This is a genomic window from Pseudoalteromonas sp. SG45-5 (assembly GCF_014164085.1).
Classification (GTDB): Bacteria; Pseudomonadota; Gammaproteobacteria; order Enterobacterales; family Alteromonadaceae; genus Pseudoalteromonas; species Pseudoalteromonas aliena.
On record NZ_JACJEM010000044.1, the window covers coordinates 17,731 to 43,937 of the forward strand.

Annotated in this window: 21 protein-coding genes; 7 read left to right on the top strand and 14 right to left on the bottom strand. The window is 38.3% G+C overall.

What is annotated here, in order from left to right:
• Positions 1 to 18: 18 nt before the first annotated feature.
• A complete protein-coding gene (locus H5119_RS14390; protein ID WP_077537753.1) occupies positions 19 to 438 on the bottom strand; it encodes an MAPEG family protein in 420 nt (139 codons plus the stop codon).
• Between the two features lie 640 nt (positions 439 to 1,078).
• Between H5119_RS14390 and H5119_RS14395 the strand changes: the two genes are divergently transcribed.
• On the top strand, positions 1,079 to 2,245 hold the full coding sequence (locus tag H5119_RS14395) for a DUF3103 family protein (protein WP_182702746.1): 1,167 nt from the start codon (positions 1,079 to 1,081) through the stop codon (positions 2,243 to 2,245).
• 490 nt (positions 2,246 to 2,735) lie between these two features.
• Here H5119_RS14395 and H5119_RS14400 read toward each other — a convergent pair whose 3' ends face one another.
• From H5119_RS14400 to H5119_RS14420, 5 genes are all read right to left on the bottom strand, one after another.
• On the bottom strand, positions 2,736 to 3,857 hold the full coding sequence (locus H5119_RS14400) for an ABC transporter permease (protein WP_182702747.1): 1,122 nt from the start codon (positions 3,855 to 3,857) through the stop codon (positions 2,736 to 2,738).
• A 2-nt stretch (positions 3,858 to 3,859) separates the two neighbouring features.
• Positions 3,860 to 6,649: a ribosome-associated ATPase/putative transporter RbbA gene (rbbA, locus tag H5119_RS14405; protein ID WP_182702748.1), complete on the bottom strand. Its 2,790-nt coding sequence runs from the start codon at positions 6,647 to 6,649 to the stop codon at positions 3,860 to 3,862.
• On the bottom strand, positions 6,649 to 7,653 hold the full coding sequence (locus H5119_RS14410) for an HlyD family secretion protein (RefSeq protein WP_077539009.1): 1,005 nt from the start codon (positions 7,651 to 7,653) through the stop codon (positions 6,649 to 6,651). Before H5119_RS14410 ends, rbbA begins: the two co-directional genes overlap by 1 nt.
• Positions 7,654 to 8,211: 558 nt before the next feature.
• Positions 8,212 to 8,925 (bottom strand): murein L,D-transpeptidase family protein, encoded by a 714-nt coding sequence (locus H5119_RS14415; protein ID WP_182702749.1) that lies wholly within the window; start codon positions 8,923 to 8,925, stop codon positions 8,212 to 8,214.
• Positions 8,926 to 8,939: 14 nt separating this feature from the next.
• Positions 8,940 to 10,082, bottom strand: a complete 1,143-nt coding sequence (locus tag H5119_RS14420; RefSeq protein ID WP_182702750.1) for an endonuclease/exonuclease/phosphatase family protein — start codon at positions 10,080 to 10,082, stop codon at positions 8,940 to 8,942.
• A 297-nt stretch (positions 10,083 to 10,379) separates the two neighbouring features.
• Between H5119_RS14420 and H5119_RS14425 the strand changes: the two genes are divergently transcribed.
• Entirely contained in the window at positions 10,380 to 11,051 is a 672-nt protein-coding gene (locus tag H5119_RS14425) for a hypothetical protein (RefSeq protein ID WP_182702751.1), read from the top strand.
• 88 nt (positions 11,052 to 11,139) lie between these two features.
• Here the strand turns inward: H5119_RS14425 and H5119_RS14430 are convergent, their stop codons facing one another.
• Together H5119_RS14430 and H5119_RS14435 are read right to left on the bottom strand one after the other, a co-directional pair.
• Complete coding sequence (locus H5119_RS14430; RefSeq protein ID WP_138585500.1) at positions 11,140 to 11,733, bottom strand: NADPH-dependent FMN reductase; 594 nt, start codon at positions 11,731 to 11,733, stop codon at positions 11,140 to 11,142.
• A 37-nt stretch (positions 11,734 to 11,770) separates the two neighbouring features.
• The gene (locus H5119_RS14435; RefSeq protein WP_138585499.1) at positions 11,771 to 12,640 is read right to left on the bottom strand and encodes an EamA family transporter; all 870 of its coding nucleotides are present in this window, start codon (positions 12,638 to 12,640) and stop codon (positions 11,771 to 11,773) included.
• Positions 12,641 to 12,772: 132 nt separating this feature from the next.
• Between H5119_RS14435 and H5119_RS14440 the strand changes: the two genes are divergently transcribed.
• Positions 12,773 to 13,258, top strand: a complete 486-nt coding sequence (locus H5119_RS14440; protein ID WP_182702752.1) for a MarR family winged helix-turn-helix transcriptional regulator — start codon at positions 12,773 to 12,775, stop codon at positions 13,256 to 13,258.
• A gap of 382 nt (positions 13,259 to 13,640) precedes the next feature.
• Here the strand turns inward: H5119_RS14440 and H5119_RS14445 are convergent, their stop codons facing one another.
• Both H5119_RS14445 and H5119_RS14450 read right to left on the bottom strand, forming a co-directional pair.
• Positions 13,641 to 14,348 carry a response regulator transcription factor gene (locus H5119_RS14445; RefSeq protein ID WP_252371774.1) on the bottom strand — a complete coding sequence of 236 codons (708 nt, stop codon included), beginning with the start codon at positions 14,346 to 14,348 and terminating at the stop codon, positions 13,641 to 13,643.
• A gap of 124 nt (positions 14,349 to 14,472) precedes the next feature.
• Entirely contained in the window at positions 14,473 to 16,077 is a 1,605-nt protein-coding gene (locus H5119_RS14450) for an ATP-binding protein (RefSeq protein WP_182702753.1), read from the bottom strand.
• Between the two features lie 258 nt (positions 16,078 to 16,335).
• Here H5119_RS14450 and H5119_RS14455 point away from each other — a divergent pair, with 258 nt between their 5' ends.
• Both H5119_RS14455 and H5119_RS14460 read left to right on the top strand, forming a co-directional pair.
• A complete protein-coding gene (locus H5119_RS14455) occupies positions 16,336 to 18,627 on the top strand; it encodes a peptidase U32 family protein (protein WP_182702754.1) in 2,292 nt (763 codons plus the stop codon).
• A 10-nt stretch (positions 18,628 to 18,637) separates the two neighbouring features.
• Positions 18,638 to 19,300, top strand: coding sequence for a glutathione S-transferase (locus H5119_RS14460; RefSeq protein WP_182702755.1), 663 nt, complete (start codon positions 18,638 to 18,640; stop codon positions 19,298 to 19,300).
• A 50-nt stretch (positions 19,301 to 19,350) separates the two neighbouring features.
• Here H5119_RS14460 and H5119_RS14465 read toward each other — a convergent pair whose 3' ends face one another.
• On the bottom strand, positions 19,351 to 19,812 hold the full coding sequence (locus H5119_RS14465) for a hypothetical protein (protein WP_182702756.1): 462 nt from the start codon (positions 19,810 to 19,812) through the stop codon (positions 19,351 to 19,353).
• Here H5119_RS14465 and H5119_RS14470 point away from each other — a divergent pair.
• On the top strand, positions 19,797 to 20,987 hold the full coding sequence (locus tag H5119_RS14470) for a PQQ-dependent sugar dehydrogenase (protein ID WP_182702757.1): 1,191 nt from the start codon (positions 19,797 to 19,799) through the stop codon (positions 20,985 to 20,987). The genes H5119_RS14465 and H5119_RS14470 overlap by 16 nt on opposite strands.
• 244 nt (positions 20,988 to 21,231) lie before the next feature.
• Here the strand turns inward: H5119_RS14470 and H5119_RS14475 are convergent, their stop codons facing one another.
• Entirely contained in the window at positions 21,232 to 22,011 is a 780-nt protein-coding gene (locus H5119_RS14475) for an NBR1-Ig-like domain-containing protein (RefSeq protein WP_182702758.1), read from the bottom strand.
• Positions 22,012 to 22,135: 124 nt separating this feature from the next.
• Between H5119_RS14475 and H5119_RS14480 the strand changes: the two genes are divergently transcribed.
• Positions 22,136 to 23,095 carry a M23 family metallopeptidase gene (locus H5119_RS14480; RefSeq protein WP_182702759.1) on the top strand — a complete coding sequence of 320 codons (960 nt, stop codon included), beginning with the start codon at positions 22,136 to 22,138 and terminating at the stop codon, positions 23,093 to 23,095.
• A gap of 454 nt (positions 23,096 to 23,549) precedes the next feature.
• Here H5119_RS14480 and H5119_RS14485 read toward each other — a convergent pair whose 3' ends face one another.
• Together H5119_RS14485 and H5119_RS14490 are read right to left on the bottom strand one after the other, a co-directional pair.
• Entirely contained in the window at positions 23,550 to 24,476 is a 927-nt protein-coding gene (locus tag H5119_RS14485) for a hypothetical protein (RefSeq protein WP_182702760.1), read from the bottom strand.
• 503 nt (positions 24,477 to 24,979) lie between these two features.
• Positions 24,980 to 25,954, bottom strand: a complete 975-nt coding sequence (locus tag H5119_RS14490; protein WP_182702761.1) for a transposase — start codon at positions 25,952 to 25,954, stop codon at positions 24,980 to 24,982.
• Positions 25,955 to 26,207 lie beyond the last annotated feature (253 nt).

Genomic DNA, 26,207 nt, shown 5'->3' on the forward strand with positions numbered 1-26,207 from the left:
AGGCGCTATTTGTACAATCTAGGCAACTAATCTTAATCCTATCATTACTAACATCACCACATTTGCAATCACGCCAATTAAAAAGAAGTAACTACGCGGGCTTGGGTTTTTCTCTGTTGCAATTGCGTAGTACAACACCATGTGAATTATACGCGCTATTAAATATACCCAAACACACATTGCAAAAAGTGGACTTTGGTAATTAATCACAAATGCAAATAACACGGTGCCTATAAATAGCGCACTGTTTTCGAGCGTATTATGAAATGTGCGGTGCGCTCTAAATATAAAGCTATCGTGCGATAAATCGTCGTTTATTTTACCAGGGACAGCATGGGGCTCTTTAGCTTTACTAAATGTAGCCACCGCCCATTGCACCACGAGCATAATTAAGTAAAGGTAAAATGCCAAATAGGCAGAAAGCGTAACTTCAGTCATTTTCAAATTCCTTGTTTTATTATATTACTAGAGCCTGTTAACCTTTTTGGATTTAAATTTGTTCTATCTAGGGGCGATTCAATCGCGGCACAAGGTTTGTAACCTAGCGGGTTCGGTAACTGCTTTCGCGTCCTGCTCACGCCCCTTCCCTACATCCATGTAGGCAACAAAGAGTTAATCGCCTCTAGGACGAACCCAAAGGCAGCGCATTTGGCACTTATGCGTCGTTATCGCCTATTTATGGGGAATACCACACAACATAGACTCTGCCTTGCCTAAAAACCAAACGCATGCTGCAAATTCAACCTCAAAAGATAAACAGGCATTAATGTTTAGCACATTTGATACCAAAAATAACTATATGATATTAAAGTAAATAAATTATTACATTATAAAAAATATGTAATACATACCCTGTTTTTATAAAGTTTACTCAGTGTTTTAAGCTTTAAGACTACGAGTAATTCAATACATTGCAAGTGCTAGCTGCATGTTTAGAGTACTTTTTATTAATCCTTTCTGACTAGTCAAGGATAAAAAACCAATACCAATACTAATTACGTATTTTAAAATATTTACTTGAGTATTTATTCTAATCGGTGTTTTATATAGTTAATGATAACTGAACGGTAGAATACATATGACGAATAAAATAGCAAAATACTTAGCCGCTTTGGCTTTATTAAACCTTGTATCAGCGCCCGCTTTTTCAGCGCAACTTAATATAAATGAAGTTGAAGACTTGTCTAAGTTAGCAAAATACAAAGACGTAACAACAATTAAGCGTAATTTTGCCAAAGATGTAGCACTTAACTACAACTTACTAAATTCGGATCTTAAACAAACGCTGAACCAATATAACCTTGCGCTAAATGCCGACCAGCTTTCGTCTTTGGGGATGCAAAAGCAGCAAAATATTGGTGAAGCAAACAGTGCCTTACAGCAACTAAAAGGCTTACCACAGAACACGGGCAGTTTATTACAAGTTCGTTTAGCAAGCGATACTATGCTCGCTGATTGGCAACAAGGCCAAAGTCCTTTATTCGCGTTTGCACCACAAGGTGACGATAAACTGTGGACTGAAATTGAAGCGTTTGACCAATTTGGTCAGATTCATTATCTCGCTGTTGATGAACTACCAAACCAGCCTGTATTTGTGGTGGAATTAGATCAGCAAAAAGTACAAAGTGCAGGTATTGCTGTTATGCGCAGCATTCTATCTCCTGAGAAGTTAAATGATGGCGCATTTGGGCAAATAAACCAATTAAATAACGAAAAGCCAATGCAAACCAGTGTATTGAAAAAAATACATTTAGCCGATGATAAAGAACCATGGATCTCAGGCAAAGCTGAGGTGTATGCCATTGTTACAGGTATTGATCCATCTAGAGATAAGCCGATATTAGATATAGTGGATTTACCTTATCTTGATCATGACGAAACGACATACAACCCTAATCAAGTTGTAATTCATTGGCAACGTTACCGTTGGCAAGCAGTCGATATGCTTTTAATGGAGCAAGATGACAACACTAATTATAAAACGCTAGCATCAAAATTATTAGAAATCACAGAGCAAGTTATGTCCAACATTCCTGACTTGCAAGCACAGGGTTTTGCCATCATCCCTAAACTGACAAATGAGCTACTAAAAGCAATGCCAGACGAGTGGTTTACCAATAATGATGACTATGTTGACGTTTTTTATACTCTTTTTGAGAACAAAGACTATCAAGAATATAAAGGGGCAAGTAGCAATGCAACCATCACATTGTCACCTTTAGTAATTAACCCTAGACAGAACTAACCTGAATTCTGGATATTAAATTTATCTTAAGCCGCTATTTTCAGCGCTAACTAAAAAGGCCACTAATTGTATAAATTAGTGGCTTTTTTATGCCTTACACATTCATTTATACCAATCGGCTTATATATGGGGCCTATTTAACGTTAAGAAAATCACGCTAGAACTAGGCAAAAATTTTTGTATCTAGTTGTTCTAAATAAAAAATTTTAACGACGTTATAGTGCAATTTAATTCGTTAAATTGATCAAAGATTTATGCAGTTTGGTATTAATACCAAACTGCATTAAATTAACCTGAACTCTGGTTAAGAGATTTACTAATGCATTGAATCATGGTGATATTTAAATTTATTTTCTCTAGCCAGAGATTTTCAGTGGAAACAAGGCGAATTTACGCGTCAATAGCGGGTCTATTGCAAGTAAATTCAACGCAGTTAGTGAGTTATTTAATACGCTAAAATGATTATGTTTTAATAAAATTGGTATAATCACTAACCTTGCGCTACTGAGTTACGAAAACGTGTTAATGCAAATATAAAAAATACACTGCCAATTGCAAGTAAAGCTAAAAAGTAAGGCCAAACTACATCCCACCCCGCTCCTCTGTATAAAATGGCTTGAGCAAATTTTACAAAATGAGTCGTCGGTGCAAGTAGCATAATGTTTTGTACTATATCGGGCATGCTTTCACGGGGCGTAACACCGCCCGATAACATTTGTAATGGCAGTAAAATCAGGATCATCAATAAGCCTAATTGCGGCATGGTACGCGCCTGCGTTCCCAATAATATGCCCAATGACGTGGTCGCAAATAAGTGAATGGCGGCGCCCAATAAAAACAACGCTGCTGAGCCATGAATAGGCACTTGTAAAAAGCCTTCAATTACAATAAAGAGTGAAAAAGTGGTTAGTAATAAAATAACTAAACCATTGGCCCAAATTTTAGCTATGACAATTTCAAAAGGCGTTAATGGCATCACTAATAAATGCTCAAGCGTACCGTGCTCACGCTCGCGGATCACCGCAGCACCCGTTAAAATAATCGAAATCATGGTGATCACATTCATTAACTCCATCACACTGCCAAACCATACACTGGTCATATTGGGATTAAACATTATGTGCGCCGATTGTTTAATAGGTAGCGTGTATACCGAGCGATAGCCTTGCACAAATTCATTAATTTCAGCACTGATAATTGTTTTAATATAATTATCGCCAATAAACGCTTGCGACATACGGGTGGCGTCTATATTTACTTGCAGTGTAGGCTGTTTACCATCGAGTACATCGCGCTCAAAGTGCGGCGGGATATTTAATACAAAGGTATAGCTGCCGCTATCAAGCGAAGGGTCAACTTCACTTAATGCAATCACATCAGGCGTTTTAAAGTAAGGCCCGTAAAAGGCATTAATAATACGTTTAGATAATTGCGATTGGTCGTCATCAACAACGGCAATAGGCGCATTATTTAACTCTATTGACGTTGCAGAAGACACCACATAAATTAATCCCGTAAAAGCAAAAAATACAAACAACAGCAGCACTTTATCGCGCCATAAGCTACGCAGCTCTTTGATGCCTAAATGAAGAATATTACTATGGCGTTGCATGACTATTTATCCTGCTTTGGAAGTAAAAATACACTGGCTAACGTCAGTACGGGTATAAAAGCAAGTAAAGGCAAAAGTTGCGCTGATAAATCGGAAAAATTAAGTGCTTTATTAAATACACCACGACATGCTTCTAAAAAATACGTGGTTGGGAACAGTTTGCCTATTATTGCGGCCAAACCTTCTAACGATGAAACGGGGTCAATCAACCCACAAAAGTTAACCGCAATCATCAATACAACCACTGTGGATGCGGCTAACGCCGATATTTGCGTTTTAGTGAAAGCCGAAATTAATAACCCTACGCCCGTCGTTGCTGTTACATATAATAATGCAGCCACACTGAGCGCCCAAAAACTGCCTTTTAACGCAACACCAAACACAGTCACAGCAAGGGCAATTAAACCAAAAAAACTCACCATACTAACTAAAATATAAGGCAGTTGTTTGCCAATAATAAACTCAAGCCGCGTAACCGGAGTAACATATAAATTAGTGATTGAACCTAACTCTTTTTCACGCACCACACCCAGCGCCATTAATATTGCAGGTATAAACACTAACAAAAGCGGGATAACAGCAGGCACCATCGCCTCAATACTTTTAAAATCTTGATTGTAGCGATAGCGTGATTCAATATTAGCCGCAAGCAAATTAGGCACAACTCCATACGTGCGCAGTGATAGATCAGTTAAATAGCTGTAGTAAGTGCCACTCATATAACCATTAATAGTTTCAGCCCTAAACGGCATAGAGCCATCAATCCACACTACAATTTCGGGTTTACGCCCACGCTTTAATTGCTGACCAAAATTGGGCGGTATTTCAATCGCCACACTTAGCTCACCACTGCGCATCCGCTTATCCATCTGTGAAGGGCTTTTAATATCGGTTTTTTGTATAAAGTAGCGCGATCCGGTAATGTTTCGAATGTAATCGCGACTCTCTGGGGTTTGATCTTGATCCATCACCGCAAAGCTCAAATCTTCAACATCAAAGGTGATCCCATACCCTAAAATAAACATTAAAATAATTGAGCCTAACAATGCAAAGGTTAAACGAATAGGATCGCGCCATAACTCCAAAGTTTCACGATGGGCATAGCCAAATAAGCGTAAAAAGCTAAAAGCGGTATTCGCTTTTTGTTTAACAATTGGCGCAGTGTTAGGTTCACTTTCAGGTAACAGCTCTGGCTCTTCAGCCATCGTTGTTGGCAAAGCAGAACTCGCTTGAGACTCAAGCACTGCCTCTTCTAAATAAGCAATAAAGGCACCTTCGAGCGTATCTGCACTGCGCGCTTTACAAAGTGCAGCGGGTGTATCACTGGCAAGTATTTTTCCTGCATGCATCAACGAAATTCTATCGCAGCGTGCAGCTTCGTCCATAAAGTGGGTCGAAATAAAAATAGTTACGCCCTGCTCCCGCGATAACTCTATAAGTAGTTCCCAAAAATCATCACGCGCAATGGGGTCTACGCCCGAGGTAGGTTCATCAAGTATTAGCATTTCAGGATTGTGCACTACCGCAACCGCAAGCGATAAACGCTGGCGAATTCCTAAAGGTAAATCGGCAGGAAAATCATCACGATATTTTTTAAGGTTAAAGCGTATAATTAATTCATTAACGCGCGGCGCTATTTGATCTGCTGGCAAATGAAATAAGCGGGCATGCAACACCATATTTTGTTCAACACTCAGCTCATTATAAAGTGAAAATGCTTGTGACATAAAACCAACGCGCTTGCGGGTTTCTATATTTTTAGCATCAACAACTTGACCAAATAACTTCGCTTCGCCACTGCTTGCCGGTTGCAGGCCTGTTAGCATTTTCATGGTTGTGGTTTTACCACAGCCATTTGACCCCAGAAAGCCAAAAATTTCACCTCGTTCGATACGTAAATTTACATTATTAACCGCCGTAAAATCGCCATAAGTTTTAGTAAGGCCTGTTGCTTGGATAGCAGCTTCAGCTGTTTCTAGATTTTTCTGATGAGGAGGAACAACAAGTACATGATGATCATGACGTTTTTCTGCAGGTAATAATGATATAAACGCTTCATCAAGGGATTTTTGCCCCGTTTGTATCTTTATAGCCTCTGGACTACCCGTGCCTATAACTTTTCCATCGTCCATGGCTATCAGCCAATCAAAATCATCAGCCTCTTCCATGTAAGCGGTCGCAACAAGTACACTCATACCGCTGTGCTGAGCGCGAATACGGTTAATTAATTGCCAAAATTGACGGCGAGAAAGCGGATCAACTCCCGTTGTTGGCTCATCCAAAATCAATAGTTCTGGATCATGAATTAACGCACAGCATAAACCGAGTTTTTGTTTCATTCCGCCTGAGAGTTTTTCTGCAGGGCGATCGGCAAATTCGGTGAGTCCGGTGCTTTTTAGTAAGTTTTTAATTCGATGCTGACGCTCTTTTTTATCTTGACCAAAAAGGCGACCGAAAAAATCAATATTTTCAAAAACAGAGAGTGTTGGGTATAAGTTTTTACCTAAACCCTGTGGCATGTAGGCTATACGTGGTGAAACCGAAGTTCGAAAGCCATTATCACGCATATCACCGTCCAGCACCTCCACTTTACCTTCTTGAATCGCGCGAGCGCCCGCAATAAGTGCAAGTAAGCTCGATTTACCCACCCCATCGGGGCCGATAAAGCCCACCACATTACCTGCTGGTAATTCAATATTAATGTTATCCAGTGCTAAGTTATCGCCATAGCGATGCGTAACCTGTGTCAGCTTTACCACACTCAACGATTTTTTGGTTTTAGCATTAGCCATTATTCAGGTACTCTCACCTGTAATTGCATAGGCCAATTTTTTTCCGGTGCTAATAAAACATAAGCAAGGCCGGGCACCCCTGTTTTAACTTGTTTGATATGGTCGTTTAATAATTTTGCATCAAGTTTCACTTTTACTCTAAACATCAGTTTGTCACGTTCGTTACGTGTTTCTACCGATTTAGGTGTGAACTGTGCTTGCGCTGATACAAAAGTAACCTTAGCGGGCAGCGTATATTGTGCAATAGCATCTATTACAATGCGTGCCTCCGAGCCTATTGTTACTCTGCCTGCTTGCGCTGTTGGCAAATAAATACTCATGTATACATCGGTTAAATCAAGCAAAGAAAAAACCTTGCCACCGCTGCCAAGAACTTCTCCTGGCTCTGCTAATCTATATAATATTCGGCCACTAATAGGCGCTTTAAGGGTGCTATCGGCAATATTACTTTGTAACCGCTCAATACGCGCTTGCGCTGCTTCAATTTCGGCGCTCGACTGCACCACTTTTACATTCGCCGCTTTTAAAGCCGCTTGCGCTGTTGCAGCGCTTGTTCGCTGTTGATCAACCACTTCTTTTGAGATATGACCTTGTTTTAGCAGTGTCACTGAGCGATGTAATTCAGTTTCTGCAAAGTTAAGTTCGCTTTTGTGCTGCTCTACAATTGCCAAAGCGTACTTACGCGACTCAGTAGCAACACGTAACCCCGCATTAGCTTCACGTAATTGCGCATTTAAATCATCAGTGTCAATAACGGCCAAAGTTTGACCGGCTTCAACCATGTCACCTTCTTGTGCTAATACCTCAATCAAGCGACCCGGCAATTTTGTTGCAATATCATATTCGGTCGCTTCAATGCGGCCGTTTCCATAGGCTACGCTCTCTGGCAATTGTTCAGATAGCAGTGCAGATTGCTGAGTTTGCCAAGCATACCAACCACCCCCACCCAATATGATCATAACAGCGATTGTACTGAGAGATTTGAGTGTCGATTTAACTGTCATGCGGTAAAACTCCATGTATATAAAAGTAGGTAAATGTAGCCAGTATTGCCCTATTCCATAAGATTAAGCTGATACTGCACTATCTTTAGTGTTAACTAACCTGAACTCTGGTTAAGATATTTAGTAATATATTGAATCATAATGATATTTAAATTTATTTTTCTCTAGCCAGAGATTTTCAGTGAAAACAAGGCGAACTTGCGCGTCAATAGCTGGCCTATTGCAAGTAAATTCAACGTAGTTAGCGCTGAAAATAGCAGCTTGAGATAGATTTATTATCCAGAGCTCAGGTTAAGTATCACTGTATGAGTTAATTGTAATTTAGAGGTGACTCGACTTTGTTGCTTCACGATAGTAGATGATTTTAATGAATTTTAAATGTCGAGGTCACGACTTATAATCTATCACTATCACCGCATATAAAAGTGATGTAGATCAATAAATATCCACTGGATAATAAAGGATGGGCATTGTTGAATTTTTACAGTTAAAACATGTGCCAATTTTAGGCGGTTCAAAATAGTAATGCGAGTACACGATCAGCATTAACTTTAGCGATTATCTATTTTCGAACGTATATTTCCTGCTAGAAACCTCAACATTTGGCGGCTGCTTGTGAGTGTTAAAATAATCATAACCTTCTTTAAGGTTAAGCCAAAAAGAATACCATTGATTTGCTCTATACTTTGATAAAATCTCATCATCAAGCTTAAACGGAAATGAATGAACCCTAAAAAAAGGCTGCCCCGATTTTAGCGCTGCAGCAGCTAATGCGTAGATTTCATTTATATACTCATCAGTCATTGCATAACAGCCAATGGAAACACAGTTGCCATGTACCATCAGTGCACTGCCAGTTCGGTTGTGTGCCCGGTCATACTTATTTGGAAAGCCCAAATTAAACGATAAGTGATAGCTGCTCCAAGGGTTGAGCCGGCTAGCATTAACATAATAAAACCCTTCTGGGCTTTGGTTATCGCCTTCTTTTAATTTAGGGCCAAAATCACCTGAAAAAGTACAAATTTCATAGTTTTTGAAGTGTATAAATGTGTCATCATCTGACTCCACCCAGACTTCAAGAATGCCAGGATCTTTAAATATTCGAATAAATATAGGAGCCCCGTACCTAAGCCCTTTATCAGAAAGTTGCACTTTTAATGTGGGTTCAACCATTGATATGGCTTTTTCAGACCGTGCACTGGTAGGAAATTCAGCTGCAAAAGAATTAAACATAAAAAATATCAAGAATGTAATTGTGGTTAATTTTTTCATAATAAAAATAGCCTTTACGACCTTAATTTTAGTGTGATCAACACCACACCGTGGTCGGTAGTTAAATCATCACGCTCATACTCGGGGTTTATTAAGTGTCTGTCATACGTGCTGTAGTCACTTACTTCAAAAAAGCTATCATCGTAACTGGCATCAAACTCACATGACAATAAAATGTAATCCAGCACAGAGCTGCTAGCACCATAGTAATGTGTAGGCGGCCTTAACGGTGCTGGCTTTGTTATATTTATATTTTTTACTTGGCTTTTATCCGTTGAATCAACAATCTCGTTGCTATTGCTATCACAATCGATTAGTACATCGTTTGTTATTGCTTCATCGCTAGAAACCTCATCAATACCTAGCTGCGACTTAACAAACAGATCCCATGAATCATTTAAACAATATTTAGCAAGGTAGATTTTAGCGTCAAAAGCAGGAGCAAAGCGTAATGTATTAGTGAGCAAATGGCTTAACACGCCATCCGCAAGTTCATTATTAAAGTCCCCCATTAATAGCATGGGTTGCTGCGTAGCTTCGCGGCGAGCAATCATTTGTATCATTAGCAATGTGGCTTCACTGCCACGCTGAATAGTTGAGCCCCACCCACCCGCTAGATTGGCCTTTAAAATTTCGATTATGTTCTTTTCAGGCGTAAGCTCTTTATTGTGCTCATCAACATTAATCATTGGCCGCTTAGATTTAAAATGCACCACATAACAATCGGTATTGCCTATGTGCGGCAAAGTAACGGTAGCTCTTAGTACCTTGCGACTAAAAGTAAACTCACGATTAAGGCCAAGCGTACTTGCAAGCTCACTATCGTGTTCAACCGCTGCTATCTCAACTATGGTATATTTAGAGGCAATTGCTACCACGGGGCGCTTATAAATAAAGTCGTCAATCACCTCTGGCGTATCAACTACTGCAAAGTAATTATAACCTTGCTCGCCTACTAACTCTTTTAACGAGTCAATGCTAAACACTTCCTGAAAGCCAATTACATCAGGCTGATATTGCGTTAGATAATCAATTATCCAGCGCTGCTTTTTGGCCCACTGCTGCGTAGTATAAATTTTCTCAAATTCATAGTATGCATTGGGCGGCTCAAGATAGTTAAACAGATTAAATGTGGCTATTTTGAGTTGAGTATTCATGATTTCTGACTCAATGGCACGAATAGAGTTTGCACTTTCTTGCGTACATAATGGGGGAAAATTACTGATAAAATTAGCCTGTATAAAAATTAATAAAAATAAGAAGTCACTCACTGCGCAATGAGTAAATACATAAAAATGTTAACAGCTTCTTACAATTCATGACAATACCCGACAAGCGCTGAGAATTACATGCGTACTGATATGTTAGCCTTTGAGCTATAAATTTACGACTTAAATACATCATTTCTAAATCGGTTACTAAATGTAATAAAACTAAAAATTATGGAGATTGTTATGAACACCAGTAATAAAGGACTACGTATTTCATTGTTGTTTGGTTTTGCAACTATTTTAAGTGGCTGTGGTGAAAGTTCAGATGAGCTAGATGATAAATTAACTCATGAGGCAAGAGTAACTTTTGTAAATTCACTAGATTATATGGCCGATCTTCACCTGAAAAAAAGGAACATTAGCACAGGTTATAGCGGCCTATTTGATAACGATACTATTATTTCAAGTGATGTAGCAAGTAACGCTGTAGCCACAACTTATCGCTACAGCTACAAAGCAATTAACAATATGATCAATTTAGGTGTTAAAAACAGCATTACCGCAAACCAAGAAGAGCGTATAACCAAAACCTTAAGCAACAACGATAACCTATGGGTTATTGCTTGGGAAGCATCGGGCGAGCAAACTATTTCGGTGGTTAATAAAAAGCAAAACAATAATGCAGACGTGTTTAATGTACGTTTATTTACTAACGGTAATTACACTGTTTTAATCGATAACACTAAAACAATAACCACAGAAAAAGGTAAAGTAACCGACTACTTAAGCGTTAGCAGCTGCGCTAATGGTTTAAAAGTGGCCGATAAATTTATTGATTTATGCACAGGTAATTTTGGCGCCTCTTATTTGCTTGTTGTTGATAGTAACGGTAAACGAGTAATGGCTAAGGAATAATCTTAGCCATCGTTTGCGTAAAATAACACAATAACAAACATGCCCTAAACTCATACTGTGGTCATGCACATTATGAGTTTTTTGGCCTCTACATCCCATATACAAAAGGTTGTCCTTTTTCGTGCATCGCTTTATGAATTGGTTTAAGAGCATTTGCATAACAAGCTAATAGCTCCATGGTATACACCGTGCGTTGCTCCATATGATCATGTTTACACATCAAGTGTTCATCAAATGTACTTTCTATATCACGAAAAATAAGATGATCCGGTAATAAACACACATGGTTATTTTTACTTGCGGTCATCCTTAATTCGCTTATTGGATAGACCCCATTAACACTTGCCGATACACTTACAAGAAGTGCTGGCTTGTGCGCCATTTCTTGTGCTGTTGTTAGTAGTAAGAAGTTCTTTAACGCTGGTGTTGCCATACCATGCCACTCTGGGGTAATAAAAATAAAAGCATCAGAGTCAGCCAACTGCTTTGCTAATTTTTTCCAAGGGAGCCATTCATCGGTTCCACTCCATACACCTTCATTCCAAAATGGCAAGTTAAGCTCATGTAAATCATAAACTTGAACTTTATCAAAATGAGCTTGCGCTTTTCCACTCAAATAATTTCCAACATTTAAACTTTGTGATTGAGCCCGTTGGCTCCCCGCAATGATTGTTAATTTCATCGTATTCCCTTATTTAATTTGATATTTAATGTGTGTTTTAAATTTTATTTTTCGCTTTTGGCGTTGCCAACATAATCGAAATAAGAATACCCAATGCGCCAAAACACTGCATAAATGTTAGTGACTGCTCTAAAAATACATAACCTAAAAAAACAGCAGACACGCTACTTAAAAATCCTAAAAAAGAAATCGTAATAGTAGGCAATTTATCTATTCCATTAAACCAAAGAGAATAAGCAAACATCGCCCCTACAACGCTTAAATAAACATACCCTAATACGTTATTAATACTTAATTGCTCAGGCACTCCTTCAAACCACCAAGCAACAGGTAGCAACATTAAACCACCAAAAAATAACTGCCATCCGGTGAAACTTAATAGTTTCATTTGCGCTGGTCGCCCCCAGTGTTTGGTCATTACAATGCCTGTGGCCATGCTAACAGTACCTAATACGCCCATAATCAAGCCATAGCTGTTTAGCTCTGCTTGATTATCAAGTATTAATAATGCAATTCCGCCAATAGCAATTAAACTTGCTAAAACCTGCTGCACGCTTAATTGGTTTTTTAATAAAAAGTAACTCAATCCCATGACTAAAATAGGCTGAATAGACATAACCAAAGCTGCCATTCCACCAGGAAGGTTGCTCGCAGCAAAAAATAAGCAATAAAAGAAAAAGCTAATATTAAGAAATCCCAATACTATTAACCGCCACCACCAGTCACCCGAAGGTAAAGTACGGGTAATTAGCACTAATAGCATACCCGCTGGTAATGCCCTCAACGTTGACGCAATTAATGGACTATCTGCAGGGAGTAGTTCACTAGTAACAACATAAGTGCTCCCCCAAACAATAGGGGCGATGGCTGTTATTCCCAAAGTAGTAATAAACCGTATTCGTTTCATAATAAACGCCTTCAAAAATAAGAATGATCCAACCTGAAAATACCTTTTGAGAAAGATACTTTTTATAAAGTAATGGTTTTTTATTTTTTAATCAAGTATCTTTTTGAAAAGATATAATAGCGAAGGTGAGTTATGCAAGATCCAGTCGACCATATTTTACAGCAGTGGAAAAACACCAAACCAAATCTAGATTGCTCAGCAATGGCAATTGTTGGACGTTTGCGCCGAGTAGATAAAAGCTGGGAAAAACAGTTAAATACCGTTTTTAAACATCACAAAATAAGCAGTGTTGAATTTGATATTTTAGCGACTCTACGTCGTAATCAAGTTCCCTTAACACCTACACAGCTATACAAAACATTAATGTTATCTTCTGGTGCTATGAGTACCCGTATAGAGACACTTGTACAACGAGGGTTTATTGAGAGGGTTTCTAGCGATAAAGATCGCCGCAGTTGCAAAGTAGCCTTAACAGAACTAGGCATAACAATTATTGATGCAACATTAGAAAAACACGTACAAAACATGGACAATATGCTTGAAGTATTAACCGATGACGAAAAAATTCAATTTGCAGCGCTATTAAAAAAAGTAGCCCTTGCAGATCAAGCACTCTAGGGCGTGTTGACCTTTGTGGATTGAAATTTGTTCAATCTAGGGGCGATTGAATCGCGGCGCGAGGTTTGTAACCTAGTGGGCTCGGTAACTGCTCCTGCGTTACTCTAATGGCTTACATCCTTGTAAGAATAAGTCAAAACCGAGCAACAAAGAGTTGATTGTCCCTATAAAGAACCCAAAGGGCAGCGCATGTTTGGCATTTATGCTGCGTTATCGCCCATTTATGAGGAATAACCACACTACATAGGCTCTGCCTTGCCTAAATACCAAACAGTCAGCTGCAAAATTCAATCACGAAAGGTCAACACGCCCTAGTATCGTATAGCAAGTTATTAAATACTATTTTTCGAGAATATAAACCCAATAGTATTCAATAACTAATCTACCATGCACTTACAACAAACAAATACCCTTTTGAGCGTACCGTTTTAATTTTTAAAGAATTACGCGCATCATCGCCCAACTTTTTGCGTAACTGACTAATATGATTATCTATACCGCGTTCAATACCGTCATAATGATAACCTTTTAACTGTTCAACAATACTATTACGAGACAAAACCGTGCCAGCATTTTTAGCCAGCAATATTAAAAGGTCGTATTCACCATCGGTAAGTTGCACTGGCAAACCACCTAACGTAACCGTTCTATTGTGGGATGCAATAACGAGTTCTCCAAAGCTTATAAAGCCTTTAGCTTGCGTGTTTATCCCAGCAGCTTGCATAGGTTGCTCACGCCTTAAAAACGCTTTAATTTTAGCAAGTAATAAACGAGGTTTTACCGGTTTGAGTAAGTAGTCATCTGCGCCAATTTCGAGCCCAACAATTTGATCAATTTCCTCTTCTCGTGCGGTAAACATCACAATATAACCATTGTACAAAGACCTAACCTCACGACACACCGTTAAGCCATCTTTTTTGGGCAACATAACATCCAAAATAACTAATGCAGGTTGCCACTGTAAAATAGTTGTAACCGCATCCTCCCCATTAGCCGCTATTTTAACTTCATACCCTTCAAGCGTTAAATACTCATCAATAGACTCTGCCAACGGCAAATCGTCTTCTACAACTAAAATTTTTGGTTTCATAACGTATTCCATGTCATACCTATCGGCTTATGTATGGGGTCTATTTAACGATTATAAGATTGATCTCTTACTAAGCAGAGTTATGTGTCTAATCATTTTAACTAATTGCAAACCTATCCGTGACTTACATGTTAGTAGGCCAGTGCAAAATAAAACGTGCGCCACCCAAAGAAGACTCATCAACACTCGCCTTACCGCCATGCCAATCTAATATTTGCTTCACAATAGCAAGGCCTAAACCGGTTCCGCCTGTTTGTAAATTACGACTTTCATCTTCTCTGTAAAATGCCTCAAATACCTTTCTTCGAGCTGAGTTAGCAACGCCAGCGCCGTCATCCTCTACATATATTAACCAACCTTCCCCTACTTTTTTATAGCTTACCCGAATAACGTCTTGCCCATAAGCAATCGCATTTCGAATCAAATTACTTAAAGCTCGGCTCATATAAAATTTATCAAGCAGTGCTTCACACTCAACATTCTCAAGTAACGTAATTGTTTTTTTTTGGTTTGCTTCTTGCCAAACAATTAGCTCTTGTTTTATCCATTGATTAAGCTCAACGGTTTCTAATGCTAATGTGGGGGCTTCTCTATCAAAGCGAGCGTGGGTAAGCATTTCAGACACAAGTAAATTCAATTCATTTAGCGACATTTCAATACGATCTAACTGCCCTACCTGATAGTCGTTTTTTGTACTGCCACGAAGTAATTCTAAGTTAAATTCGATACGCGCAATAGGTGTGCGTAACTCATGCGACACCGCATTAACCAAATTTTTATGTGAAGAAATTAAACGCTGTATTTTTTCGGCCATTATATTAAATGTTTTAGATAAGTTATTTAAATGACTAAAACGAATAAGCTTAGCTCGCGTTTCAAATTTACCTTGTCCAAGCAGCGCCGCAACCTTGTTAAGGGAGCGCATAGAACGCCACCCAGGAATTAACCAAATAATAATAGGGATCAGTAAAAAAAAGCCGAATATAAAATAAAACACACTCAACATATACACAACTTTACTTTTTAGCTCAGGGCTAAATGGGCCTAGCACAATAACCTGATCGCTATTGCCAATACGTTGCATCACTATATCGGCGGGATACCCTATAAAATCAGAATCGTTTGATGATATAGAAACCATCACGCCCTGTTCTAATTCAGCCATTTGCTGCGATGTGTAATTTAATTCGCTCAAGGTTTTCATTATCACAGGATATGCAAATTCATGGCTTAGCGAATCAATAATCTGCGACCACTCTTTTTCAGGATACTGTATCAACGTATTATTAAGTAAATAAAAAGTGCCCATCATCCAACGCTGTGCTTCATTTACTAAATGCTTGGGCACAGAGTTTGGCTTAACAATCACTAAAAGCTGATTGTCATCAATTTTTCGGTAAACTAAATCAGCAAATGGGTCGCCTAAAATTTTATTTTCTGTAAGTAAGGTGTTTTGCTCGCTCGAAAAATCACGTTGATTATATGCTTGTAAAGAAAGCGCAAAGCCAAAATTAGCCTGTATATTATTTAAATAAGCTAATCTGTCGTTTTTAGGTATACCTTGAAGTTGCTCGGCAAGTAAATCGGTAGAGCCCGACGTTAAAAACTCCAACGCCCATCTCTCAGTGGGATGCCTTACCTTGTTTTCAAATTGCGGAATAATAAATAACTGAATACTCACCACTGAAGAGATAATAATAATTAATAAAAAAAGTAGCGATTTTTTCATGTGTTATCTGAGGTCAATAAGTAAACATAAACCTTATCATACATTTATATAAATACTATTGTTGATTACGTGAGCAATTGAGTTAAGTGCTAGCTGAATGCGTACCTATAAGCATACTTTACTATAGCAAAATTTAAAGCTGCCTGTTTAAAAGCTTTATTCTACATTTTAAAATCATTATATCCCTCAATAAATAGCATTCATGCTACTAACCATATAAAATTCGCGGCAATTAAATATGAGCGAAGTGACATTGTAATGAGTAGAAAGATTGAACTATTAGCCCCAGGCGGTGATGTAAACGCGGTAAAAGCCGCCATTGTAGCCGGTGCTAATGCGGTTTATTGTGGATTAGATACTTTTAATGCACGTAACCGAGCGTCTAATCTTTCGTTTGATGAGCTTAACGGCGCACTTCGCTTAGCCCATGAATATGGCTGCGAAATATTTTTAACGCTAAATGTAGTGATATTAGAGCACGAAATGGGTGCGCTATTTAAGCTATTAAATCAGCTAGTAAATACAACCCTTGATGGCATTATTGTGCAAGATTTAGGGTTGTTCAATATAGTTAAAAAGCACTTTCCTACTTTGCATATTCACGCATCGACTCAGTTAACTACCCATAACGAATCACAGGTTGAATTTTTAGCCCGCATTGGCGCTACACGTGTAAATTTATCGCGCGAGCTTAACTTAACTGAAATTAAAATACTGACCGACGTAGCGCATAAATGCGACGTATTAACCGAAGTGTTTGTGCACGGCGCATTATGTATTGCGTTTTCAGGGCAATGTTATTCAAGCTCAGTAAGTGTAGGTAACTCGGGTAACCGTGGTCGCTGCTCGCAAGCGTGTCGTGATGAATACGAACCAACGGCGATGGGTAACAAACACCCATTAAACTTAAAAGACAACTCAGCTTATTTTGATTTGCCGGAGCTGGTAGCCGCAGGTGTTGACTCGTTAAAAGTAGAAGGTCGCATTAAAGGTGCTAACTACGTACATACGGTGATTGATAGCTGGCGCAAACAAATAGATACCTTTGTACAAACAGGTAACTTAATTGAAGACGACTCGAGCTTATATAAAGTGTTTAACCGTAACTTTACCAATAAGTTTTTAACCGGTGACATGACCAAAAACATGTTTACCGATAACCCGCGCGACCATAGCTTTGATCACGCAAACGAAAAAAACAACGCAATTTCGGTCGTGCAAATTTACGATGCACAGCAAGAGCTTTCTACTCAAAAAAGTGAAATTGATTCGTTAGTTAAAAAGAAAATTGAATTTTTAGATATTTCAAAGCGCGAGCTTATATTAGAATTTTCAGGGCAATTAAATCAGCCATTCACTGTAAACATAATTATTGAAGATAAAAACGATATTACGCTTTCGAATAAAAACGAAAAAGAGCCTCTACGCTTTGAAGTTCAATCGCAAATGCCTATGCAAACAGCCGATAAATCGGTTGTTGATATTGCCGCTATTGATAAACGCTTTAAAACCTTTAGTAATGCCAATTTTGACATTAAAAATATGGATTACTCAAACTTAGGCGACAACTTAAGCATTCCGTTTAAAGAGCTTGCCCGTATTAAAAAGCAAGTCGCGTTTTTATTAAATGAAGGCAAAGACGTACTCGCCCCTGTTGAACTGCCAAAACTAGTAAACCACGAAAAAGCCGAGAACAAAACAACACTGTCTATTTTAATATCGGACATAAAAGACGTTCACCTTTGTGATTTAACAGATGGCGACGTTTACTTTAAATTACCTGAGAGCTTTAGAACCGATAACGATAAATACATTAATGTATTTTTAGAGCACCCACAGTTAATTCCGTGGTTTCCGGCGGTGTTAATTGGTAAAGATTTTGAAGAAGCAGTGCGTTTGCTTGAGGTTGTAAAACCTAAGCTTATTATTAGTAACAACACAGGCGTTGCATTTAAAGCAGTACAAATGGGTCTTGACTGGATTGCAGGCCCGTTGTTAAACACCACAAACTCTTATGCATTACTAACACTACAAGAAGATTTAAACGCAAAAGGCGCGTTTATTTCAAACGAAATAAACAAACCACAAATGCGTAATATTAAACGCCCTAACAACTTTAAAATGATGTACAGCATTTATCATCCAATACTAATGATGACTAGCCGACAGTGTTTTTTCCAGCAAACCGTTGGCTGTAAAAAACCACGCATTGACGCAAGCTGTATGTTGAGCTGTAAAAAAGAAACCACCGTTACCAATGTAAAAGGCATTAGCTTTGCCATTGATAAACAAAAAGGCGGCTACCCGAGCATTTATAACCACGAGCAATTTTTAAATATGGATATTGTGACTGATTACGCTGACAAGTTTGACGAGTTTATGATTGATTTAACCGACATTGGCTCAGGCGACAAAGAAAAACTCGATAAAGCCGTGTTACTTGCGCATTTTCAGGATTTAATTAGCGGGCAAACACACGCTGCTGAACACTTAAATAGCTTGGTTAAAGTGCAAACCCGCCAGCAATATGTTGAAGGCCTAAACAGCTAAGGTAACTAACATGACATTGCCATTATTATATTCATTACAACACTGCCCATACGCAATGCGTGCACGAATGGGGATTTTAATGGCAGAGCAACACGTGCTACTACGCGCTATAAAAACGAAAAATAAACCGCCGCATCTATTGCAAATATCGCCAAAAGGCACGGTGCCTGTTTTATTACTGCCGAATAATCAAGTTATAGATGAAAGCCTCGATATTATGCTCTGGGCGCTCAAACAAAACGATCCGCATAATTTGCTGCATACTCAAGACCCATTAGCACTTGAGCGCATGCTTGAGTTAATTAAGTTAAACGACACGCAATTTAAACCAGTGCTCGAAAAGTACAAATTTTATGCTCGCACAAAAGACATGGCACAAATTTATTACCAAAAAGCCTGCGAAGAGTTTATTAAGCAATTTGAAGAAAAACTAACCACGCATAAATACTTAATGGGCGATGAAAAAAGTCTAGCCGATTATGCCCTGCTGCCATTTATTAGACAGTTTGCCCGCGTAGATAAACACTGGTACTTACAAAGTGAATACACGCATGTACGCGCATGGTTAAACGAGTTTTTACACACCCCCATGTTCACCAAAGTCATGGCCAAATACGATTTGTATATGGACTGCGGCGAAGAGTTTTTATACGGCGCTACAAAGAGTAATTAACATTTAGGCAATGCAAAGTCGTAATAAAAGTCTTACTTATTTCCTCTAAACTAACACTTGTTAAGGCCAGTTTTACTAACTGTTTCCTTTATTAGCTGTGAGTAAACATAACCGCCTACCGCCCCCGTAAGCAGTTGCGCATAAAATCCCCAACCTCGCGCGCCAGCTATAATATGAATATTCATAATTGACTCAATGGCAACTAAAACAACAGCAAAAGCGATAACACCCGCAATAACAAATAGCTGAGTTTGTTGTTTTTTAACTTTTTTATACAGCAACCCTGCGGCGAAAAAAGCGATAGTAAGTGCAATAGCAATAATAGCGCCATAGGTGGGTAATAAGCCTAACCAATCATCAAGCGTTAAATTAACGCGATCACTAAAGCCTACCACAACACCCACATTAACTAATTGATTGACAACGTATTGACTATGAAACAAGCTAGCAAGTGTGAATGTAAGTAACCAAGAAACTAAAAATGAAGGGAGTATACGTGTTAAAAATGACATGGTTATCTCAACTTAAAATGAAACTTTTTTCCTACAGTAGCAAAGGCTTGCGCCGTAAACAACGTATCCCTTATCTAATATGGTTTACGCTGTTATCGCTTTGTGCGTTTAACGCTAATGCACAAGCCGCATTACCAAAAGAGCAATACCGTACAAAAACACTGGCTACGCAATTACAGTCTCCGTGGAGCATGGTTGAACTACCAAACGGCACATGGTTAATTACAGAGCGTGATGGCCACGTTGTTATTATAAAAAACAATGAGCAATCAAGAGTAAAATTAAACCTAGAAAGACTATATGTTGCGGGCCAAGGGGGTTTACTCGATATTGTCTTATCACCAGATTATAACGACTCTAAAAAAATTATTTTCACCTATGCCCAAGGTGATGCAAGCGCAAACCGACTTGTTATTGCTAAAGCCACGTTTGATGGAGCTAACTTTTCAAAGCCTAATGTTATTTATAAAGTAGCGACTGATAAAAACACACCGCAACACTATGCTGGCCGTGCCCTAGTCCTACCCGACAATACCTTGCTATTTTCAAATGGTGATGGGTTTGATTTTAGAGAGCAAGCACAAGTTATTACCAGCCACCTTGGTAAAATATTACGCATAAACTTAAATGGCAGCACTCCAACAGATAACCCATTTATTAATCACGAAAACCCAAACGCCCATGCTGTTTACTCACTTGGCCACCGTAACCCGCAAGGCCTAGTTTATGATTGCGATACGCAGCAAATTGTTAGCCACGAGCACGGCCCCGCAGGCGGTGACGAGCTAAATTACTTATCCGCTGGCACTAATTATGGCTGGCCGGTAATCACCTACGGCAAAGATTACTCACAAGCGCGTATTTCACCATTTACCGAATATAAAGGCATGCAAAAGCCAAGTGTTAATTGGACGCCATCAATAGCCCCTTCCGGCATGGCATATTACGGATCTAAACACGCAGCTTTTCCTTCATTACAAAAGCATGTACTGATCACTACTTTGGTCGATAAAAAGCTCTACAGCGTTAACCTAGCCAATGGTGAATTTACGCAGTCTCACGTATTTCCTGAGGCCGCAGGTCGATTAAGAGATGTGTTTGTTACCGCTGAGGGTAATATCGCGATATTAACCGACGGTAAAGAGGCAAAGCTAATGTTAGTCACGCCAAGGTAATTGGCGCTATTAATATTAGCTAAAGGCACATAGTTATAATCAATAGGGATTTATAAAGCACATTCCCATTCATTATAAGCGTGCATACCATCGAGTAATTTTACCTTTAACGTTTCAATCATACTTAGACTTCCCTTGTTATCTATATTGAATGGACTGCCTATTAAGCGGGCGGGTATTTTTCAATTAAAATGAATATTCAGTTTGATTTTATTCACTTTAAAACTTAGCTCCTTAAAATATTTCACATGGCTACATTCACTAGTAAGTAAACACTATGCAAATTAGGGAAATATAGCTGACCTAATTTATCCGTCATTTTAAAATCTAAACGGCAAGATCCGGGGATATGAGGAGTTTTAAATTTAATACTAATATCTACAACGTCACCTGGTGAAGTTTCCCCTATTGGCACCATACTCGCAGATGAACAAAGTAAATTTGAATGCGGGGTCAAACGTTTTAAATGGCGGCCTCGCCAAACATGTTTTCCAGAATTTTTTAAGCGCCATGTTTTAACATGGTGGCTATTTACTTTTAATGTTGTGCCATCAGGAATACTGATATCTTTTACAAACGTCGACCAATCATTTTTTAACATATTGTTGGTCTTAGCTGGTTGGTGCACCTCACTATTAAAAGTCCCCTTATATAACAGCGCAACAAAAAGTAACGAAAAAATAACAGCTATACTAAGCACTGCATTTTTTCTTTTGGGCCGCTCAAGCCTATCTTGGATATTTTTAAAAGCAATATTAAGGTAAGTGTTCGACTCCTCCCGATCAGTTTCACATAAAACAGGATCATCATAATTAAAAAAAAACGTTGTTTCATTGTCTGTTAAACAAAGAGCCTTAACCATTCGCTTTTGTAAAGCTGTACCTGCTTTTCTTTCACCATTAACTACTTTATTAAAATGTGAGCGACTGCAGCTACATTCAAAAATTAATTCTTTCTGACTTATTTTTCTTTGTACTAAGACTAAATCAACTTTTTCTTTTAAATTATTTTTATAACCACTCATAAAAGTTACCAAAACGTATCCTTTTTGTATTCAAATTGTATCCGACACATTTTTTTTATTCAAATAACTTTTTAAATGAGTAAGTTAGTGATCGAACAAAATTCATATTACTAAAGGATATAAAATGAGATTACTAACCAGCAGCGCCTTGGCAGCCATCATTATGATTACTAATAGCAGCTACGCCAACGAATACACAGCAGTTCTAAGCGAAGGGAAACACCGATTGCAATTTGATAACAATACAACCGAACATAAATTCACACTATCTGGCTCTGAGCTTATGCGGCTGTCACTCTCTCATGATCGCGATGTAGATATTGACATGTATGTAAATTATGGAGATAACCCAGTACCGCTTAACTCATCTTCCAACTTGGCGAATCGATGTGCACCTTGGAATGCACCATCAATCACTCAATATAATGGTTCTCAAGAGGAATGTTCTGTTAATTTAGCCAAAACCAACCAGAATGAACAATTCAAAGTACTTTTTAAATACAGTTCTGACACCCCTGTAAGCAATGAAGCTATTGTCAGATACTATCCAATTGACTGTAAACCTTATTTATATAGTACTCGCACTGTACTCAAACTCTGCCCCGTAACGCATGCTCAAGAGCGCCATAATTACTCATACACCGAAAACTCCCGCTGGAAAGTTACCCCCGAGAGTCCACTTCATACAGATGGTGATATACATGCTCGTGATATTAATAGAGGGGGCGGTAACTCAGACAAAGGGGAACACCTATTTGCAGGTTTTAGCGGTAAAGTTATTTTTGCTGGATATTCTAGTGGATATGGCTACAACATTGTGATTTATAACTCACAGTATAAGGTTGCAGCACGATATGCTCATCTTAGTTATTATACTGATGAGACTAGTGTTGCTACTGGTCAGCATATAGGCCAAATAGGTAATTCAGGTACTATAGACGCACACCTCCATATGGCTGTTTATAGAGACCTTGAAATCGATTCTTCAGGCTACAATAGCTTAGTGCAAGGAAAGCGACCAGCCTTAAAATACGCTGCTCAATTTGAATTTCCTTCTCGTAATGAGTTCGACATAAGACCATAATTTATTTTCGGTGATTAGAGCCTTATCACACTCTAATCGCCCTACCACAAAAATTAATAGCTATATGCATCGCATGAAAATAAAGGTACAGGTATTTCCTGCTTGATGGATAACTGGACTTTTTCTCTATTGCGATAAATTAAGCTATACAGCCTCTCCAATTGTACACGAAAAAAACCACTGCTCGACTTTTTCAATCAACACAATTAGCGTTACCCTCTCGTTAATAAAAAGCACATAAAAGACGTACAAATACTCACCGACGATTTGACGACAAAATTAAAGCGCTTTACAAGTAGTATAAAGATCGCGCTATTTATGATGGTTTACCGAGTGCTGGATGATAAAATGAATGGATACACTGTCGATACTCATGCGCTAAATTTTTAAGGCATTAAAAAAAATTGGTATCAAACGTGCGCCAAAGTGATGTTGACGCACCATTTAAATAATTTTAGATACTACATGAGTTAGGATTACTATAATCACAACGTTCTGAGATTACAGGGGTGTCGATAATTGTTAATTTCACTGAATTCGAAATATTTAAATTCATTGAACCAATATAGTAAGGTGTACGCGAACCAAATAGAACTTTTTTAGTTCTATCTAAATCTATACTTATAAACTCGCCATTTGTTAAAGTAATAAATTTGTCTTTAATCACTTGTGCATAATCCCTACCATTAAATATATATTTGCCTGAGGGAATTGCTTTGTCTAAACCAAAAATAACTTCTTGGTAATTTATCACTTTTTCATTTAAAAGTTCTATAGCCGTATTATTTACCATATGTTTAAGTTTATCTTCAATTTTATTGGTAACTATAGAATTAAATAGAGGAATAAGATCCAGTATTGAATCAATATCTATATCACTAGACACTTTAAAGTTAGGGTCTACTGTTGCGTTGCCAATAGTGCCTGTGTATGGATTATAATAACCTGTGATATTTAAGGTGTTGCTCCAAATTTTGATATTCCCTTTTACATAAAAGCTTTTTTTAATTTTTGCATTTGTAGAAAATGAAAAACCACCAAGTTTCACTTTTATGCGTCCATCAGGCTGACCTTGTAATAAAACTTTGAATGGGCCATTGAATTTAAGATCATAGTTTTGTAACGATGCTTTACCTGCTATGGCTCTTTTGACTTCTCCCTTAACATAAGCTTTTAATGTATCTTCGATACCTCGGATACTTTTTGATCTATTCGTAACTTTTACAAACTCATCATGAGTTAAAGATTTAGTATAACCAGCTACTGACAGTGTCCCTGTCGCCTGCCAAGATTCTATATAATGCTCATAATAGGCTTTAGTGTTAAAACTTACACATGCAGTTAGAACAACTGCTGCAGTTAGCAATTTTTTTATATTCATCAATTAATTCCTTATTAGATTGATTCTAAAACTTAATGCTTGTTTAAAAAAAAAGCAATAAAAAAGGAACATATTACGATGAATTAGAAATAATAAACAAACTATGGTGTGGTTTAATAGATTCAACTACCCCAGTTAAGAGATAATCAACTTAACTAACCTGAACTCTGGATAATAAATCTATCTCGAGCAGCTATTCTCAGCGCTAACTGCGTTGAATTTACTTGCAATAGGCCAGCTCTTGACGCGTAAATTCGCCTTGTTTTCACTGAAAACCTCTAGCTTACCCATTAAATTAGACAGCCACTCCAATTGTAAACTAATCTAGCGCGCCACTAAATTTACTTTTTTGGGCTAAGAGTTCACCTCTTTTTATATCTTTACCCGCGCGTTACGCATTAAATAAGCAATTATCACTGTTAAACCTAAATTACACGCATGAAAATGACTGCATAATGCAGTTGTGATTTATTACTGAATAGTTTTACTGAGTAGTTTAAGTTTTATGTCAGTAGCTTTTCGCAGTTACTGATATTCGCTCGCCGCCTTCGCTTTAAGTTTACACAATAACCTTCTTGTGAGGCTGGCCTGCCGACTGCACCATGAAATACACGCGTAAATTGTGTGGTGAGTTTTAACCAGTTTTCTGGGGAGATATTAACTCTTTCGAGTAAGGGTAAGTGTGTACTTTCAATATAACCACGTTTGTCTTCTCGTATACAGCGCCCTGTTAGCTCAACAAGTTCAAGGTACGATTTAAGCTCAAACGGCAGCCCTTTTGGCATAATTTGACGTGGCATGCCTGCAAAGCGCAGTAGCTGTTTTGGTTGCTTGCCATCCTTTGCATACGTTAAACGCTGTTTGATGCTGGTATGGTCTGACTCTTCTGGGGTGTTAGCCATTTTGGCTCTAATGGGGTTTAAATCGACATACGCCATGCAGGCCGCAAGGGCTGCTTCATCTAATAATGCTTGAGACGTAAATCGTCCCTCCCAAAAACGGCCAGTGCAGTTATCTTCTTTATTTGCTCTGCGAGCAATGTTTTCATTTAACAACCGCATAAACCAGCTAATACTTGATAGGCGCTCGCGGTATTGTTTTACTGTTTGATTAAAAAAGATAAATTCAGCTTTACTTAGCATTTCACCCTGTATGTATTTTTGCGTAAGTACAGTGCCTTTACACAGCTTGTGCCAGCGAATAACAATCGCTTTATCATTTAGCCTATTCGCTTTTTTATCATCAACATACAACACTAAGTGCGTATGATTGCTCATGACAGCATAAGCACAGACGTCAATACAAAATACCTTGGCTAACTCAAGCAGTTTGTCTTCAACCCAGCCTCTACGATGTTCGTAGGATTGACCTGTAAAGTGGTCTTCCCCACATAAAAATGCACGGCGTACACAACGTGATATGCAATGGTAGTACTTTGTATCAACTAAACTTACTTGGCGCTTTCTTGCGATTGCCATAAGACACCCTGCTTGTTTTTCACACTAATAAAAGCTTAGTACTTAGTTTACTAAACTGCAAAAAATAGGATGGGTGTCTAGTTTATTGCAAAAAAGCACGCCGAACACAACGTGATATACAGTGATAATACTTTGTATCAACCAAACTTACTTGACGCTTTCTTGCGATTGCCATAAGACACCCTGCTTGTTTTTTGCACTGAACAAAGCCTAGTACTTAGTTCGCCAAACTGCAAAAATTAGGGTGGGTGTC

What these genes read in the sequence shown, in the direction of transcription:
- H5119_RS14390 (WP_077537753.1), bottom strand. Translation starts at nt 438, where the DNA reads ATGACTGAAGTTACGCTTTCTGCCTATTTGGCATTTTACCTTTACTTA.
- H5119_RS14395 (WP_182702746.1), top strand. Translation starts at nt 1,079, where the DNA reads ATGACGAATAAAATAGCAAAATACTTAGCCGCTTTGGCTTTATTAAAC.
- H5119_RS14400 (WP_182702747.1), bottom strand. Translation starts at nt 3,857, where the DNA reads ATGCAACGCCATAGTAATATTCTTCATTTAGGCATCAAAGAGCTGCGT.
- rbbA (WP_182702748.1), bottom strand. Translation starts at nt 6,649, where the DNA reads ATGGCTAATGCTAAAACCAAAAAATCGTTGAGTGTGGTAAAGCTGACA.
- H5119_RS14410 (WP_077539009.1), bottom strand. Translation starts at nt 7,653, where the DNA reads ATGACAGTTAAATCGACACTCAAATCTCTCAGTACAATCGCTGTTATG.
- H5119_RS14415 (WP_182702749.1), bottom strand. Translation starts at nt 8,925, where the DNA reads ATGAAAAAATTAACCACAATTACATTCTTGATATTTTTTATGTTTAAT.
- H5119_RS14420 (WP_182702750.1), bottom strand. Translation starts at nt 10,082, where the DNA reads ATGAATACTCAACTCAAAATAGCCACATTTAATCTGTTTAACTATCTT.
- H5119_RS14425 (WP_182702751.1), top strand. Translation starts at nt 10,380, where the DNA reads ATGAACACCAGTAATAAAGGACTACGTATTTCATTGTTGTTTGGTTTT.
- H5119_RS14430 (WP_138585500.1), bottom strand. Translation starts at nt 11,733, where the DNA reads ATGAAATTAACAATCATTGCGGGGAGCCAACGGGCTCAATCACAAAGT.
- H5119_RS14435 (WP_138585499.1), bottom strand. Translation starts at nt 12,640, where the DNA reads ATGAAACGAATACGGTTTATTACTACTTTGGGAATAACAGCCATCGCC.
- H5119_RS14440 (WP_182702752.1), top strand. Translation starts at nt 12,773, where the DNA reads ATGCAAGATCCAGTCGACCATATTTTACAGCAGTGGAAAAACACCAAA.
- H5119_RS14445 (WP_252371774.1), bottom strand. Translation starts at nt 14,348, where the DNA reads ATGAAACCAAAAATTTTAGTTGTAGAAGACGATTTGCCGTTGGCAGAG.
- H5119_RS14450 (WP_182702753.1), bottom strand. Translation starts at nt 16,077, where the DNA reads ATGAAAAAATCGCTACTTTTTTTATTAATTATTATTATCTCTTCAGTG.
- H5119_RS14455 (WP_182702754.1), top strand. Translation starts at nt 16,336, where the DNA reads ATGAGTAGAAAGATTGAACTATTAGCCCCAGGCGGTGATGTAAACGCG.
- H5119_RS14460 (WP_182702755.1), top strand. Translation starts at nt 18,638, where the DNA reads ATGACATTGCCATTATTATATTCATTACAACACTGCCCATACGCAATG.
- H5119_RS14465 (WP_182702756.1), bottom strand. Translation starts at nt 19,812, where the DNA reads ATGTCATTTTTAACACGTATACTCCCTTCATTTTTAGTTTCTTGGTTA.
- H5119_RS14475 (WP_182702758.1), bottom strand. Translation starts at nt 22,011, where the DNA reads ATGAGTGGTTATAAAAATAATTTAAAAGAAAAAGTTGATTTAGTCTTA.
- H5119_RS14480 (WP_182702759.1), top strand. Translation starts at nt 22,136, where the DNA reads ATGAGATTACTAACCAGCAGCGCCTTGGCAGCCATCATTATGATTACT.
- H5119_RS14485 (WP_182702760.1), bottom strand. Translation starts at nt 24,476, where the DNA reads ATGAATATAAAAAAATTGCTAACTGCAGCAGTTGTTCTAACTGCATGT.
- H5119_RS14490 (WP_182702761.1), bottom strand. Translation starts at nt 25,954, where the DNA reads ATGGCAATCGCAAGAAAGCGCCAAGTAAGTTTAGTTGATACAAAGTAC.